The organism is Alteromonas sp. C1M14 (assembly GCF_018860965.1).
GTDB lineage: Bacteria > Pseudomonadota > Gammaproteobacteria > Enterobacterales > Alteromonadaceae > Alteromonas.
Genome location: NZ_JAHKQF010000005.1, coordinates 18,774 through 32,436 on the forward strand (window position 1 = coordinate 18,774; position 13,663 = coordinate 32,436).

12 protein-coding genes are annotated in these 13,663 nt (G+C 46.3%); all 12 read right to left on the minus strand.

Translation table 11 applies throughout. From position 1 onward, the window contains the following. Window position 1: 1 nt before the first annotated feature. Window positions 2-790, minus strand: a complete 789-nt coding sequence (cysQ, locus tag KO501_RS03830) for a 3'(2'),5'-bisphosphate nucleotidase CysQ (protein WP_216028336.1) — start codon at window positions 788-790, stop codon at window positions 2-4. Continuing rightward, window positions 790-1,383, minus strand: a complete 594-nt coding sequence (gene cysC / locus KO501_RS03835) for an adenylyl-sulfate kinase (protein ID WP_216028337.1) — start codon at window positions 1,381-1,383, stop codon at window positions 790-792. Before cysC ends, cysQ begins: the two co-directional genes overlap by 1 nt. Beyond that, window positions 1,383-2,297, minus strand: a complete 915-nt coding sequence (gene cysD, locus KO501_RS03840; protein ID WP_216028338.1) for a sulfate adenylyltransferase subunit CysD — start codon at window positions 2,295-2,297, stop codon at window positions 1,383-1,385. The genes cysC and cysD overlap by 1 nt, the downstream gene beginning before the upstream one ends. A gap of 236 nt (window positions 2,298-2,533) precedes the next feature. Further along, entirely contained in the window at window positions 2,534-4,051 is a 1,518-nt protein-coding gene (putP, locus tag KO501_RS03845; RefSeq protein WP_216028339.1) for a sodium/proline symporter PutP, read from the minus strand. A 149-nt stretch (window positions 4,052-4,200) separates the two neighbouring features. After that, complete coding sequence (locus KO501_RS03850) at window positions 4,201-4,908, minus strand: DUF3379 family protein (RefSeq protein ID WP_216028340.1); 708 nt, start codon at window positions 4,906-4,908, stop codon at window positions 4,201-4,203. Further along, window positions 4,901-5,440 carry a sigma-70 family RNA polymerase sigma factor gene (locus KO501_RS03855; RefSeq protein ID WP_354667807.1) on the minus strand — a complete coding sequence of 180 codons (540 nt, stop codon included), beginning with the start codon at window positions 5,438-5,440 and terminating at the stop codon, window positions 4,901-4,903. The genes KO501_RS03850 and KO501_RS03855 overlap by 8 nt, the downstream gene beginning before the upstream one ends. 123 nt (window positions 5,441-5,563) lie before the next feature. Then, window positions 5,564-7,423: a DUF885 domain-containing protein gene (locus KO501_RS03860; RefSeq protein WP_216028342.1), complete on the minus strand. Its 1,860-nt coding sequence runs from the start codon at window positions 7,421-7,423 to the stop codon at window positions 5,564-5,566. A gap of 47 nt (window positions 7,424-7,470) precedes the next feature. Beyond that, window positions 7,471-9,186, minus strand: a complete 1,716-nt coding sequence (locus KO501_RS03865; RefSeq protein ID WP_252728147.1) for a BatD family protein — start codon at window positions 9,184-9,186, stop codon at window positions 7,471-7,473. Next, window positions 9,186-11,186, minus strand: a complete 2,001-nt coding sequence (locus KO501_RS03870) for a VWA domain-containing protein (protein WP_354667808.1) — start codon at window positions 11,184-11,186, stop codon at window positions 9,186-9,188. Before KO501_RS03870 ends, KO501_RS03865 begins: the two co-directional genes overlap by 1 nt. Continuing rightward, window positions 11,183-12,199 carry a VWA domain-containing protein gene (locus KO501_RS03875; protein WP_216028344.1) on the minus strand — a complete coding sequence of 339 codons (1,017 nt, stop codon included), beginning with the start codon at window positions 12,197-12,199 and terminating at the stop codon, window positions 11,183-11,185. The genes KO501_RS03870 and KO501_RS03875 overlap by 4 nt, the downstream gene beginning before the upstream one ends. Further along, a complete protein-coding gene (locus KO501_RS03880; protein ID WP_216028345.1) occupies window positions 12,192-12,719 on the minus strand; it encodes a DUF4381 domain-containing protein in 528 nt (175 codons plus the stop codon). Before KO501_RS03880 ends, KO501_RS03875 begins: the two co-directional genes overlap by 8 nt. Next, window positions 12,719-13,663 (minus strand): DUF58 domain-containing protein, encoded by a 945-nt coding sequence (locus KO501_RS03885; RefSeq protein WP_216028346.1) that lies wholly within the window; start codon window positions 13,661-13,663, stop codon window positions 12,719-12,721. The genes KO501_RS03880 and KO501_RS03885 overlap by 1 nt, the downstream gene beginning before the upstream one ends.

A 13,663-nucleotide genomic window follows, 5' to 3' on the forward strand; every position in this document is an offset into this window, starting at 1 on the left:
TTTATGCGCTCACTAAGAAAAATGGGTTCAACACAGATTCTTTTTGATTGTAGGTTAGGTCGGGGGCGTTTTCGGCCAATGGATCGGCAGGATCCAAAACCGTTACTTTTGCGCCGGCTGCGGTAGCTACCGCATGGGCTGCACCTGTATCCCATTCTGACGTTGGGCCAAGACGGGGATAAAGATGGGCATCTCCAGATGCCACCAAACATAATTTCAAGGAACTTCCCATGGCGACCAATTCAGCTTCGCCACCAAGTTGTTCTAGCAGGTTTTTGATTTCTGGACTTTGGTGAGAGCGACTGCCTACCACTTTCCAGGTTTCTCCTGCACTGTGTTTTTTCGCCGTCATGGGCTTCATTTCGCCGTCTGACTCAAGCCAAGCTCCGGCACCGTCGATGCCGATATAAGTGCGTTCTAACACTGGCGCGAAAACCACACCCATTACCGGTTTACCATTATCGATAAGGGCAATATTGACAGTAAATTCACCGTTCTTTTTGATGAACTCTTTGGTGCCATCTAAGGGATCAACGAGCCAGTATTTGTCCCAGGTTTTACGTTCTTCCCAAGCAATATCAGCCGACTCTTCAGACAAGATCGGTAACTCAGATATGGCTTCCAGTCCTTTCACAATGACGTTATGAGCGGCTAAATCGGCTTCTGTCAGCGGACTGGTATCTTCTTTCTCATAAATCGCGAAATCTCGTTCATAGATTTCCATGATTTTCGCACCAGCATCTTTACTGATACGCACAATTTGTTCTGCTAATGGATCAGGTAATGCCATTACACAAGTCCTTTTTCTTCAAGCATGGTATACAGGCGCTCTGCGGTTTGCTCCGCCGCTTCATCTTGATAGGTAAGATGAATTTCCGGATTTTCAGGCGCTTCGTAAGTAGAAGAGATACCAGTGAAATCTTTAATTTCCCCAGCACGGGCTTTCTTATACAAACCCTTAGGATCACGTTGTTCGCAAACATCCAAGGGAGTATCAACGAAAACTTCAACGAACTCACCGTCTTCTAGCAGGTTACGACAATAATCCCGGTCTACCTGAAAAGGCGAAATAAATGCGGTTAACACAATAACGCCAGAGTCGACAAACAACTTTGCAACTTCACTTACCCGGCGAATATTTTCCACTCGATCTTTATCGCTGAAACCTAAATCGCCACATAAGCCATGGCGAACATTGTCGCCATCAAGAAGGTATGTATGCTTGCCTTGTTCCTGGAATTTTTTCTCCAGCAGGTTCGACAACGTAGATTTTCCTGAACCACTAAAGCCGGTTAACCATAATACCCGGGGCGTTTGTCCCAGGCTTTCTGCACGAGATGCTTTGTTCACCTCATGCTTATGCCAGACAATATTCGTGGTCATTAGAAATAACCTTCCATTTTTTTCTTCTCCATTGAACCGGCACTATCATGGTCGATGACCCGGCCTTGGCGTTCGGAGGTTTTAGTTAATAACATTTCCTGAATAACTTCTGGCAACGTAGCGGCGGTGGATTCAACAGCACCGGTAAGCGGATAGCAACCTAGTGTACGGAAACGAACTGAACGCATTTCAGGTGTTTCGCCTTCTTCGATAGGCATACGATCGTCGTCGACCATAATAAGTACGCCATCACGTTCTACAACCGGACGAGGCTTGGCCAGATACAGTTGAGGAATATCGATATTTTCTAAGTAAATGTATTGCCAGATATCCAGTTCAGTCCAGTTAGACATAGGGAATACACGGATACTTTCGCCTTTATTAACTTGTGAGTTATAGATGTTCCACAACTCAGGGCGTTGATTTTTAGGATCCCAGCGATGGTTACTATCACGGAACGAGTAAACCCGTTCTTTGGCACGGGATTTTTCTTCATCACGGCGGGCACCACCAAAGGCAGCGTCAAATTTATACTTGTTTAGAGCCTGCTTAAGAGACGCTGTTTTCATCACATCGGTGTGCTTAGCACTGCCGTGACTAAATGGGCCGATACCGGCATCTACGCCTTCTTGGTTTATATGAACAAGCAGGTCGAAACCGTATTTTTTGGCCTGTTGATCACGAAACTCTATCATCTCGCGGAATTTCCACGTGGTATCTACGTGGAGAAGAGGAAAAGGAATTTTACCAGGCGCAAATGCTTTGCGGGCCAGGTGTAAAAGCACGGAGGAATCCTTTCCGACAGAATACAACATTACCGGATTTTCAAATTCGGCGGCAACTTCGCGGAAAATGTGGATGCTCTCGGCTTCGAGTTGTTTCAGATGGGTAATAGACGGAATTTCTAAAGTCATTTTCGAGTCCGATAGTTAAGGTTATATGCTAAACAATTATATGCTTAGAACCCTAACATATTTAAAGACAAAAGTGCTATGCTAATTTGCTATACGAAATAGCTGTTTTATACCTTAGCGACAAATTTGCTAGCACATCAAGACCCTTTGCATTTTGTTGGCAAATCTGGTCATACCATAGAGTGGCAGTATGACCAGAATATTTCATCTTGCTTGTTGTGGGAGTTGTTCGCTAACTAGCGCCCGCCAGTTTGTTTTGTTTGCTGTAATTTGTGGTTAAATGCGTCGAACACCTCTACGACACCATCTCGGGGAGTACCGGTTTTACTTAAGATTAAAATGGTAAGACTAGATAAAATAAATCCGGGCACAATTTCATACATCCAGTCACTTAAGCTTTGTCCGTCGATCTCGATGGAAATCCATAGCAGTACCGTCACCGCGCCGACTATCATGCCACCTAACGCCGCACGGCGCGTCATGTCTCTTTTAAACAAGCTGAATAAAACCAAGGGTCCAAATGCGGCACCAAAGCCAGCCCATGCATTACTAACCAAAGATAAAATGGTGCTGTTTCTGTCATAGGCAAGGTAAATAGCAATTAAGGCGACCAATACCACTGACAGGCGACCGGCTATTACCAGTTCTTTGTCAGACGCATCACGGCGTACAAATGCTTGGTAAAAATCACTGGTTAACGAACTGGAAGTGACTAACAGTTGAGATGAAATCGTGCTCATAATCGCGGCCAAGATAGCCGCCAGCAAAAAACCGCCAATGAGGGGATGAAACAGCAATTGAGAAAGATAAATAAAAATGGTTTCAGGATCGATATCGGCGCTTTGCTGGGTCACATAGGCCAGCCCAAAAAGCCCAGTCATCAGGGCGCCGATAATAGATACAAACATCCACGACATACCAATACGTCGCGCGGTTGGTACATCGTCAACAGAACGAATAGCCATAAAGCGAACGATAATATGGGGTTGACCGAAGTAACCGAGTCCCCACGCCATCAACGAAATTAGGGTAATAGCAGATAAGGATGCACCGGTTTTAGCGTCGGTAAACAATGCCAGTAACGTCGGGTCGATGGCACGAACGGCATCGAGGGCATCACTGAAACCGCCTAATTCGCTAATGACCACCGCTGGCACCATGATCAGTGACACAAACATGATACAACCTTGCACGAAATCGGTGATACTCACCGCCATAAAACCGCCGAACAGGGTATAGGCTACTACCACGCCTGTGGTGACATACAAACCGGTTTCGTAACTAAGACCGAAAGACGATTCAAATAACTTCCCGCCAGCAACGACCCCAGATGAGGTATATAAGGTAAAGAAGACAACGATTACCACCGACGCAATCACTCGTAAGATACGGGTGTTGTCGGCAAAACGGTTTTCAAAATAATCGGGAAGGGTAACCGCATTATTGGCGATTTCTGTATAAATACGAAGCCGAGGAGCAACGAGGAGATAATTCGCTAACGCCCCTAAGGTAAGGCCTACGGCGATCCAGCCGGAAGAAATACCGGATACAAACATGGCGCCGGGTAATCCCATCAGCATCCAACCACTCATATCCGACGCTCCCGCAGATAACGCGGTAACCGCCGGGCCTAATTGACGGCCGCCGAGCATGTAGCCTTCGACGCTAGTGTCGGTTTGGCGATAAGCAAACAACCCTATTCCTAGCATTGCCACAAAATATATACCGAGAGAAATCAGGGTGCCTGTTGCCATAATCGTTGGGTTTCCTGTTTGTTTTTTCTTTATGCTAACAGGAACAGTGGGCAGTCTCTATGTCAGTGGCACAGATTCTGTTAGTTCGTTCATAAGGTGGCGCGGGAAAGGTATGTGAAAATGGCAGCCAGTAAAGGCTGCCAGCTAATTTATGTAGAAAATACGATGGTACTTTTTACTTTTTCCATCATTGGCTCTAGGTTCGCTTTTTTGTCTCCGACCACCATAATGTTGGCTTTATCGGTAGACCAGCTTTCGCCATGGTATTTATCATCGGCAAAGGAAGTCGGTAAATCCATGTCGTCATTATGGGGAACGACAAATACAGACATCTTACCTTGTTCGGTATTCAAAATAAGGTGCAAGCTACGCACCGTATTTAAGTGACAGTAGTTAGCCACAGTCACATCACCGATGGGCGCAGAAAATGCACCGCCAAAGCCTGCTAGTTTAGCGTTAACTTGATGGATATCGAGATCTTCCACTGAGGGCGGGATCTCCATTTCAGCATACCGCATGTGTACCAACGCATCGGTACCTAAATTTTCAGGCTCATATTGATAGACCAATGTGCCGGTGATGCCTACGACCAATGCGATAGAGGCCGCCATGGCTACAAACCAACGGCTTCTGCGCTTATGCTGGTTGAATTCTTCCGTGGCTTGTTGCCAGATAAGTTTATGGGCCAGATCATCAGGCACGGGGATCTTCATTGCTTGGCATAATTGGTTATCTAGCGCTTGCAATGAAGCTTTAAGCCTAGCTTTGTCGCTATCTTGGCTTACCGCATCTTTAACGTCTTTGTCGGTAGTGCTTGGATTAGCAAAAACACGACGACGAAATTCTAAATCATCCATTAGTACGACCTCTTTCACTGGACGCATCCCGTTCCAGCATATCCTTAAGCTGGTTTCTAGCACGAAACAGGCGCGTCATAACAGTATTTTTGTTCAGTTCCAATTGTTGGGCAATCTCTTCCCCGGAATAGCCGAAAATAAGCTGGAGTAACAAGGGTTCTCTATAATCTACAGGCAATCGTGCTATCAATACCCGCAGCTCCTCGTGGTCGCTTTCAGGTGTCGCATGAAAAGCTTCATCAGTAACCTGTACATCATCGATGTCCACTAAGTCGAGTTGTTTTCGTTCAAATCGACGGGCATTCTCGCGGCGTACAATGGTGATAAGCCAAGACTTTGCCGACTTTTCATCTTTTAAAGCATCAAGAGACCGCCATGCACGAAGAAAGGTTTCTTGCACTATGTCTTCGGCAATGGAGCCATCACGAGTTAGCCAGTATGCATACCGATAAATATCGCCATGAAAAGCATGAACCAGTGCTTCGTATCGTTTTTGTTTTTCTTTCATGACAGAGTAGACCTGACTAGTCACAAATAACTTTCACTCTTTAGTTTTTTTTTAAGACTAGATTGAAACAGTCGAGAAATAAATAAAAATGTAAACACAAAAAAATAGCAGCATCCGTAGATGCTGCTATTTTGAACATATTTTGTGCTAGTGATTTTTCGTCTCTTCAATCCACTTTCGGGTTTTTTCTTCCAATAGAGTTAATGGCATCGGGCCATCTTTTAATATTTCGTCATGGAAGTCTGCATAGGAAAATTTATCGCCTAATGCTTGTTGCGCTTCATCGCGCAGAGACATTATTTTAAGCTTACCTATCATATACGCGGTGGCTTGCCCCGGCATAGCAATGTAACGCTCAATGGCTTTCACCGCATCGGATTCAGGATTCGGCGTATTCTCTATCAAGTATTGAATCGCTTCTTCCCGAGACCACTTCTTGGTATGTATACCCGTATCTACAACCAATCTGCAGGCGCGCCATAATTCCATAGCCAAGCGCCCAAAATCCGAGTATGGATCTTCATAAAAGCCCATGTCCTTGCCCAATTCCTCTGAATACAGGCCCCAACCTTCGGTATAGGCGGTGGCAGGTAAGTATTTTTGGAATTGAGGAATGCTAGTTAACTCTTGCGCAATGGCGCGCTGCATATGATGACCAGGGATCCCTTCATGGAAAGCCAAGGCTTCTAATTGATAAGTGGGCATTGCACTCATCACATAAAGGTTAGCATAGTAAATTCCCGGACGGCTGCCATCTGCGGCCGGGCTTTGATAAAAGGCTTTACCTGCTGATTGCTCTCTAAAGGGCTCGACGCGTTTAACCACAATATCTGCTTCAGGCAGTAATCCAAAGTAATCTGGTAAGGCTTCGCGCATCTTATCTATGGCCGCTTTGGCATCGGCAAGGTATTCGTCGCGTCCAGCGTCGGTATTTGGATAATAGAATTGAGGATCGTTACGCATAAATTCAAAAAATGCTTGTAAGGAGCCTTCAAAGCCAACGTCTTGTTTGATTTTTTCCATAGCGGTATGGATACGATCAACATTTTCTAAGCCAATTTGGTGGATTTGTTCGGCGTTTAAATCTGTGGTGGTAAACCAGGCTAATCGGTTAGCATACCACTTATCCCCATCGGGTAAGCGCCACACGCCATCACCTTCGGGTGACAATGTACGTTGGTGGGCAAAGGCTGCTATCAGATCGTCATAGGCGGGTTTAACCGACGTTAGCAACGCGGCTTTGGCTTCACCTAACAAGTTTTTCTTTTCAACTTCGTCAATATCTAGTTGTGCGACCTTTTCGTTGAAATCCTGCCAAATGGTTGATGGCGCGTCAGATGGATCGAAAGGGGCGCCGGAAATTACATTTTCAGCGGCGGTGATCATTTGATCATAGGCCCATTTGGGCGGGAACACCCCAGCTTCTTCTCGATGCTTCATTTGCTCTATCACCTGAGCAAAATAGGTATCGACCTTGTCTAGACGAGAAATATACGCTTGGGCGTCTTCTACACTGGAAACCCGGTGTATATTAATTAAAAAACTTGGAACTTGAGTGTGGGCAGCACGAAATTGATGCACAATATAGCGGTGATAGCGGAATTCATCATTGGCCAGATCCCGTTCAATTCCTTGCCTATATAAACGAATACTCAATTGTTCTTGAGCACTTAATTGCTCAGTGTCAAAAGTGTCTAGTACTTCCAGTCTATTTTTCTTCAACGCCATGGTCTGATCGATAAATTCATCAGAAATGTCAGTCCATTTATCGTAATCCCACTTTTTCCCCATGTAGCTTTGACGCATGGGGTCACGGCGAAGATCTTCTTCAAAAGTGCGTTCAAAAAAAGCACTTAATCGCTCTGATTCAGATTGCGTCGTGGTACTTTCTTGTAATTGGGGCGCAACGGAAGTGGTTTCAGGTTTCTCGGGAGCAGGGGAGCAAGCGGATAGTCCTGCCACGAGTAGGGCGAGTGAGGAGAGTTTCGTCGTGTTGTGTTTAACCATTAGTGTTTCCCTTACTTTTCTCGTTATGGTCAGGTAAAGCACATCACCTAGGGCGATGTGCTTTGCGGGTACAGAGATTGCAACGACAAGTCCTGAGGTTGCTGACGCTGTACTAGCGTTCTTAATTGCACAATATTTTTAATAACCTTGGTTTTATCAATATTATCGTTACCTTGGCCAAATTGATTGGCAAGCATAGCATTTATTTGCTGTTGGATCTGTGACTCACATGCCTGTGCGTCAACATTCTCGGTGGAAATCTGCAGACATTGTCGCCATTGCTTCCATGCTTGCTGTATTTGTCCGGGCGTTCCTGTTTGAGCAATATGTTTAAGCTGATGAAAGCGGTTTTTTTCGTCTGTATTGACAGTGCCTTTTGTCACTAAGGGATTTTGACTGGTGTTGATCAGTTTACGTCTAAAGTAAATAACGGTAGCGCTCCATCCCGCTAAGGTCATTAACCACAAGATGATAAATATCCATAAGAATACGTTGTTCGATGGATTTTCCTGAGCCATAGGCGGAGGTGCAATTGGTGCTTTGGGTTGGACGGAAGGGGACGCTGGCGTTGTCGTTACGGGGGGGGAAACAGCCCCTTGCGCATTGCTGCCGGCAGCGGCCGGTGCCACCGTGATTGACTTGGCCGGTAATGTGGCGTACTCCGTTTCTCCCGTCAACACATTAAACCAAGGAACCGTGATCTTAGGCAGGACAAATTGTCCCGCTTGATTGGGGATCATAGCAAGGGATTCCACACGTTGAGCAATCAGGGTGTTATTTTTATTCACCGTGGCCGTGTTTGCTTGGTCCGGATATAATTTAAAGGCAGGTGGGTACACCTGTGGAAGTTCAGGTAACTGCTCCTCAACCACCCCCATAGCCGTCAATGTTATCGTTCTGGTGATAGGTTCGCCTACCATAAATTGTTGATTTTGCGGCCACTCTTCATTAATTGATACGTATTCGCTCGGTAACCAATGGTAATCGATATCGGCGGGAACAGGCTTCACTTCTACGCTTACATCCGGACCTCTACGATTGATTTGTTTGGTACGGTTGAAAAAGCCAAAACTGGTATTGGGATCCTGGACTACGATGTCACCGCTAAATACGGGGCCTTTAATGGTAAATTGTCCCGACGCCTGGGGCACGATGGCGTAATTGCGCTCAATCACCTGGTAGCGTTTACCATTAACGATATCCGAGTATTGCTTATCTTCACCGAGCTGTTGGATTTGTGCGTTTGTTAGATCAGGAGCTTGCAGGCTTCCCCGTTCGATACCGGAGGATAAATATAACTTTGTGGTATAAAGCAACTGCTGGTGTAAATAGACATTTTCAGTATCTACATTTGTAGTGACGTAATAGTCTCGTGTGGATTGACCGGTTCCGTTTTTTACCGGGATCACTCGAACCGTAATGGGTTGGGTCTGTTTTCCCTCTACCGTTAAGGCGGGTATGGTGAAATTACCTTCTCCACGGGGAAACAGTGTTGTGGTCCATGTGGTGGTTTCTTCTTTATCAAAGTTGATAATACGGGTTTGTGAACTGACCGCGGTTCGGCCTACCACAAAATCTTTTAACAACGGCGAGCTATCGAATGCATCTCTATTTGCATCACCATGGGCAATAACGGTAAGTTGAATCGCTTCATCCACCATCACAGGGTTTTTGTCGATGGTTGCTTCAACCTCGGATACGTCAGCCATTACTGCGGGTATACGAAGCAGCAAGAGCAGCCAGACTATTCGTATATTTTTCATTACCATTCACTCCGGTTAGAAGGCGGTCCTTGACGTTTTCTTTGTTGGGCTTCCAATTGCATTTTTCGCTTCAACAAGAAAGCTGGATCGTCAGGGATTTTTTTCATCAGATTTTCTAAGCGTTGCATTTTTTCTTTTTCTTCATCCGTTAGTTCTGCCGGTTGGGCTTGCATAGCCTTGGTATTGGCGGATTGGTTTTCTTCATCTGTGGGCTCTGCCGAGGAAGAAGACGCTTCATCTTGACCGCCATTATCTTGTTCTGGTTCATCGGCTGGTTCTGGCCCAGCATCTGCGGCCTTGTCGTCATTGGGTTGAGACGACTCATTTTGATTACCTTGTGACTGCTGATTGTTCTGGTCGCCATCGTTTGCGTCGCTTTGATCATTGCTTTGTTGATCATTGGGTTGACCATCTTGGTCATTGGACTGACCGTCATTGTCTTTGTTCTGATTCCCAGCATTGTCTTTTGATGAGTCCTGTTGCTCATCGTTTTGTTGCTGATCATCATTTTGTTGCTGGTCTTGGTCAGATTGTTGCTGTTGTTGCTGTTGTTGCTGCTGTTGCTCTTGCTGCTGCTTTAATTTTTCCACTACGTCTTTATTGGCTTTTGCATCAGCAAAATCTGGTTCTAATGCGAGGGCCTGGTCATATTGTTCGATGGCCTCGTCTAACTTACCTAGTTGTGCCAATGCATTGCCCTGATTGTAGCGAGCTTGGGCACCTTCCACTTCAGAAAAATCTTGTAACGCGGCTTCATAGTTACCTTCGTTATAGGCGGCAGCACCGCGCCAAGCGTGATCTTTAAATTGCTGGCTGGCGGTGGTGTAGTCCTCAGCCTGATAGGCTTCTAAGCCTTGCTGGTCACTATTGAGGAAAGGTTTTTTATACCAGCTTACAACGTGAGGCGGCGTTTCCTCGCTGGTATTTTGTGCTGGGGTTTGAGCCATAACCGGGGTTGGCGTAGCCCAAATCCAAGGCAAAATAATAAAAACGGCAACTAGCCCACGGCGAAAGCTGTAGGCAGCAAAGGGGAGCAGTAATAAAAGTAGCCAAGGGCCGAGTTCGTCCCACTGATCACCGTCGGTATTGCTTTTATCATCACTTTCCTTGGCCTCGGGATTTAGCCATTGATTATCAATCAATTCATTGATGTCAGCATCATCGGCACTGATGGAGGCATAGTTTCCACCACTTCGCTGGGCGATATCTTTAAGTTGATCACTGCGCATTTTCGGAATAACAATTTGTCCGAACCGATCTTTGAGCAATTCACCGTTGATTTGTCGGATAGGCGCACCTTGATCTGTGCCAACACCCAGAATATTTACATGATAGGGAAGGTCCCTTAGCAGGGTCGTGATATCGTTATTTTGATCCATGGAAATACCGTCCGTGATCCAGTAGATATCACCTTGCTGATAACCTGCGTTTTTCAGCAAGTCTGCAGCTTCAGATAAACCACGATAAGGATCGCTACCACTAACGGGCATGATTTCAGGGCTTAATCCCGGTAACAAAGCCACAAGGTTGGCGGCATCGGTGGTCAGCGGACTAATGGTAAAGGCATCACCGGCATACGCCACTAATCCCATCTCTCCTTCGTCGATGGCATGGATTAAATCGATGGCTTTGTATTTTGCTCGGGTTAAGCGGTCGGGAGTGATGTCAGTTGCACGCATGGACAACGACATATCAATCACCACCACATGGCCTTGTTGAACCTGAAACACCGGTTGTGGAAGGCGCTCCCACGTGGGGCCGGCTAACGCTATAACGGCCAAAGTCCAGCACCAGAATAGTAAGCCTAAAGGCGCTTGTTTCTTGGGTTTGTCTTCACCGGTAACCAGGTGCTGATATAAATGGGGGGCAATAACTTGCTGCCAGCCCGACTGTTTAGCGCGAAATTTCATCACCCCAAAAAATAGAATCAGTAACGGCACAATAGCCAGTAACCAAAGTGGGCGTAGAAAGTGAAAATCGTGAATAGGCAGGGACATCATTTGTGTGTCTCCCTACGGCGGGATGAAAACAAAAACCATAAACCGCGGGCGCTGTATGAGAGCGGTGGAATAATGCTTAGTAGCAGAGCGAGGGCCAAGGGGTAGTAAAATAACGCGGTACGTGGCCGCATTTTACGGGCTTCGCCTTCAATGGGTTCAAGTTCATCAAGGGTATGATAAATGGTGTTTAATTCTTCTGTATTTCGAGCTCGGAAGTATTGCCCACCTGTGGACTCGGCAAGATCCGTAAGCATATTTTCATCTAACTCCTGAGAAGGGTTGACCTGACGGCTGCCAAAAAAGCTCCTAACTAGCATTTTATCTGCACCTACACCAATGGTGTAAAGGGTAGCCCCACTCTCAACGGCTAATTCTTTGGCTTGTTGTGGCGTAATATTACCGGCGGTGTTTTGGCCGTCGGTCAGTAGAATCACCACATTATTGGTTTCATCTCTTTGTTTGAATCGTTTCACTGCTAAACCAATTGCATCACCAATGGCTGTTTGTTCACCCACTAAGCCAATAACCGTTTCGTCAAGTAAACGAGCCACGGTTTCTCTATCGTAGGTTAGTGGTGCTTGCAGGTATGCGGTATCGGCAAACAAAATAAGCCCTAGTCGGTCTCCTACACGACGTGCGATGAAATCATCGAGTACAGATTTAATCATGGTAAGACGGTTTACTTGTCGGCCATTAACGTCCATATCTTCAATTTTCATGCTGCCGGACAGATCCACCGCTAACATCATTTCACGGCCTTCATTAGGGATGCTAATGGGCTCTCCTAGCCATTGGGGACGAGCCGCAGCAGTGATAAGACACAACCAAGTGAGCAAGCCAGTATAAAACAAAAGGCGCGAGCGGCCGGCTTTGCCTGTTGGCAAGGCTTCGCCAGGCAAAAGTAAGGGCATGCGCAATGGCGCCGACTGGCTTCGTTCCCGTGGCGGTAGAATAAAAAACAGCAGTGGAAGAGGAAGGGCAAACCATACCCACCACCAAGCAAATTCAAACATGACTTGATGTCTCCCTAACAGTGGAAGAAGGTCTAAACTGAGTGATACGGGCTTGTTTTACCCAAGTTAATGCCGCCTGTTGGTACTCTTCAAAGTTGTGATTATCCTCAGATGTTGGCTGATAAAGGGTGCTTTGTAATTGAGCCAGGGGGGCACCGATTTGGTTAGCGTATTTGTCTGCAACTTGGGCAATTAAATAAGCGTGCCATTTATCGCCAAAAAGGCCGGCGGTGTTGCTTTGGGGATCATAGTGCATACTCACCCGTTTAAGAATGCTGTTAAGGGTTCTTAGGGCATCAGGGCGTGCAGACGAAAGAGTACGAATTGCGTTTATTGCCTGTTTACGGGCAGCAGTAAAACGTCGATGACGATGCCATAAATAGAATCCCGCCAAGACAGTTAATAGCACCGCGACAATGATAACCCACCAACCCCAAGCTAGGGGGAAACTGCTTACAGTTTCAGGTGTATGAATACCTTTTAATTGGGCTAAGGGGTTATTTTGCATGGGGTCGTTCATTATAGGCGCCCCCGGAAATTATCAAATTGTTGTTCAAGGGGAAGACCCGCGGAAATGTCCGTCAAGTGAATACGTTTACTTTCAAATTGCTGATGTATCTGCTGGGTAATGTGGCTGCGCCATTCACTGTAGCGGGTAGTTAGGGATTTATCGCCTAAAGGCCAGTTTTGCGTATTGACGCCATCGGTAACACTGACTTGCTGGGTCACTGGCAAGTTAGGCAAGGCGCTTTCCATGGGATCCCATACACGAATGGCTTTCATCTCGCAGTGGCGAGCCAAGTGTGACAAATGCTGATCTGCACCGACTCCCATATTAACAAAATCGGAAATTAAATAGACCAAGCTACCGGGACGAGCAATCCGGCGTAAACGCAAACAGGCTTCATCAAATGCACGGGTATCGACATCAGTTATCTGTTGGATCTGTACTTTTCGTAATTCATGGCATAAAGAAAGCACGGCACGTTTTCGCGATAAGGGCTTACATTCTCGATGCATATTATCGTTAAAGATAACGGCACCAACTTTATCGCCACGTTGTGCTGCGCTCCAACTTAGTAGCGCGGCAATGTGGCTGGCTTGTACCGACTTGAGTAATAGTTGGGAGCCAAAATGCATGGATTTGCCCAGATCGCACAAAATAAAAACGGGCCGTTCTCGTTCTTCCCGATAAATTTTTGTGTGAGTCTTGCCGGTGCGCGCCGTTACCCGCCAATCAATGGCCCGAATGTCGTCACCAGGTTGATAATGGCGGGCTTCATCAAATTCCATGCCTCGGCCTTTCTGACGGCTAAGGTATGCACCAGACATTAATGCTCGAGGTGGCGTCTGCGGTGTTAAATTTAATCCTTTGGTTAAGGATTGATACCGCAGCAGCTCTGGCAGTGATAGCTCCACGCCATCACTTTTGAGTAAACTCAACGTAGAATGTTCAGGGTGCAT